At 68.4% G+C, this 2,943-nt stretch carries 1 protein-coding gene; it reads right to left on the reverse strand.

Going from position 1 to position 2,943, the window contains the following annotated elements:
- Nucleotides 1-2,943: condensation domain-containing protein (locus tag FFS27_RS31145; protein WP_171019268.1), on the reverse strand; the 2,943-nt coding region annotated here is incomplete at both ends.

Consider the following 2,943-nt stretch of genomic DNA (forward strand, 5'->3'; position numbering starts at 1 on the left):
CCTTTTGGCTGGCCGGTCGAGCCGGACGTATAGATCACGTAGGCCAGCGTCTCGCCAGCTACCTCCGGCAGCGGCCGCGTATCTGCACTCGCCGGCCAGGCGGCGGTCTCCAGCGGCAGCCGCTCGACCTCTGCCGGGCAGGGCAGCCGCTCCGCCAGGGTTTCCTGGCAGATCAGCCAGCGCGCGCCGCTGTCGCGCAACATGTACGCCAGGCGCTCCGCGGGGTAGTTCGGATCCAGCGGCAGGTAGCCGGCACCGGCCTTGAGGATACCCAGCAGGCCGACGACCAGGTCGAAGGAGCGCTCGGCAGCGATCGCCACCAGCGCTTCCTCGGCCACGCCGCGCGCCCGCAGGCCACGCGCCAGACGCTCGGCGCGCATATCCAGTTCGGCATAGCTGAGATACTCGTCGCCGCATACCAGCGCGATCGCCTCAGGCGCCGACGCTGCCTGATGCGCGAAGGCCGCCGCGACGCCGCCCCGCGGCAGCGCCTCGAGCGGTGCCTGCCAATCCCGCAGCGCCTCCTGGCGTTCCCCGGCGTCGAGCAGGGCCAGCTCGCCCAGCGCTGCCTGGGGGGTCTCGGCCATCCGCTGCAGCAGATGCAGCAGATGACGGTCCAGTTCGGCGATGTCCGCTGCGTCGAAATCGCGCCGCGCATAGACGTACTGCAGGCTCAGGCGCTCACCCAGGGTGACACCCAGCGTCAGGGGGTAGTTGGTCTGCTCGTGGTTGCTTGGCGTGGAGAACTCCAGATCGGCGGGAGCCTGGCGCAGAGCCTCGGCCACGGGGAAGTTCTCGAACACCAGGATGCTATCGAACAGAGCCTCGCCGCCATGCCCGGCCCAGCGCTGGATGTCGTACAGAGGCGTATGCTCGTGTTCGCGCAGCGCCAGGTTGAGCGCCTGCATCCCCTGCAGGTAGTCCGCGACGCTCTGCTGTGGCTGCGGCGCGGCGATCACCGGCAGGGTATTGATAAACAGACCGATCTGCGCCTCGATGCCTGGCAGTTCCGCCGGCCGTCCGGCCACGGTGGCGCCGAAGGCTACCGTCTCCTGCCCGCAGTGCCGCTGCAGGAACAGCGCCCAGGCCGCTTGCACCAAGGTGTTGAGCGTGACCTTCTGACCTTGGGCGAAGGACGCCAGTTGGCGGGTCGTCTGCGGATCCAGTTCGCGCAGATGCTCACCCTGGCCAGGCTGCTCCGTCCTCGCCTGGCGCGCCAGGCGTGTCGGCATCTCCAGGGAGGCCAGCCGATCGCGCCAGAAGAACTCGGTCGCCATCGCATCGCGGCTCTGCAACCAACCGATGTAGTCGCGGTAACGCCCAACGGTAGCGGCTACCTCCTGTCCCGCATAGCGCTGCAGTACCTCGGCGAGCAGTTGGGCGTTGCTCCAGCCATCCATCAGGATGTGGTGATAGGTATAGATGAGGTGCATCCGCCCATTCGCCAGCGGCACCAACACCAAGCGTTGCAACGGCGCCCTGGCCGGGTCGAAACCGGCTTCGCGCTCAGCCTCTGCCTGCCGTTGCGGATCACTGCCTGGCGGGGCCAGCCGCAGCTCCAGCGTCGCCTGCTCGAATACCACCTGCAACGGCTGAGGCCAGCCGTCCTTCCAGAGGAATCCGCTGCGCAGGATCTCATGGGCATCGAGGGTGGCCTGCCAGGCTGCGCGGAAGCGATCCGGGTCCAATCCGCCGATATCCATGCGCAACTGGTTGACATAGTCGCCTTCCGTTCCATGAAGACTGTGAAACAGCATGCCCTGCTGCATCGGCGACAACGGATAGATGTCCCGCACCGAATCAGGATCCAAGGACAATTCATCGAGCTGCGTCTGGGAAAGCCCGGCCAGCGGGAAGTCCGACGGCGTCACACCCCGATGCCGCGGGTCGAGACAATGCTCGATCAGCGCGTGCAGCTCCCGCGCGTAGTCATCGACCAGGCGCTGGACGGTCGCCTCGGCGAACATTTCCCGGCTGAAGCTCCAGTGCAGGCTCAGCTCGCCACCGTAGACCTGGCCTTCGATGCTCAACCAGTTGGCCAGCGGGGCGCACGGATCCTGGGCGGCGCCGGCGCTTTCCGTGGCCGGTACCAGCAGCGCCGCCCCATCGAACTGACGGTCGAACCGGCCCAGGTAATTGAAGGTGATCCGCGGCTGCGGCAGCGCGGCCAGGCGGGTCGCAGCCTCCTCTCCAGCCAGGTAGCGCAGCAGGCCGTAGCCGACGCCCTTGTCCGGCACGCCGCGTAGTTGCTCCTTGATCGCCTTCAGCGACTCGCCGAGGTCCGCGGCCGGGGTCAGGCGCAGCGGGAACAGGCTGGTGAACCAGCCCACCGTGCGGCTCAGGTCGATGGCCTCGCCGAGGTCCTCGCGGCCGTGCCCTTCGAGCTGCACCAGCACGCTGGCGTCGCCGCTCCAGCGGCAGGTCGCACGGGCCAGGGCGGTCAGCAGCAGGTCGTTGACCTGGGTCCGGTAGGCCGCCGGGGCTTCCTGCAGCAACTGCCGGGTACGCTCGGCGTCCAGGGTCAGGACGAGCTTGCGCTCATGGCGGTTTTCCAGGGCTCCGTGCGGGTTTTCGCATGGCAGCGCATGCGGAGCGTCGTGCAGTTGCGCCTGCCAGTAGTCGAGTTCGTCCAGGCGCGCGCCGGCCTGTTCGTGCAGGTGCCGGCTCCAGGCCTGGTAGGAACTGCTACGCGGCCCGAGATCGGCGTCGAGGTCGGCATAGAGACGCTGCAGGTCTTCCAGCAGGATGCGCCAGGACACCCCGTCCACCGCCAGGTGGTGGATGACCAGCAGCAGGCGCTGGCTGCCGTCGGCCATGTCCACCAGCAGCGCACGCAGCAGCGGCCCCTGTTCGAGGTCGAGGCTGCGCTGGGCTTCTTCGCAAAGCGCCAGCAACGCCTCCTCGGACCCCGCCTGCCGGCGCCACAGCGGCTCGCCGGCCTGC

Source organism: Pseudomonas sp. 2VD (assembly GCF_005503585.1).
In the GTDB taxonomy this organism is placed as follows: Bacteria; Pseudomonadota; Gammaproteobacteria; order Pseudomonadales; family Pseudomonadaceae; genus Pseudomonas; species Pseudomonas aeruginosa.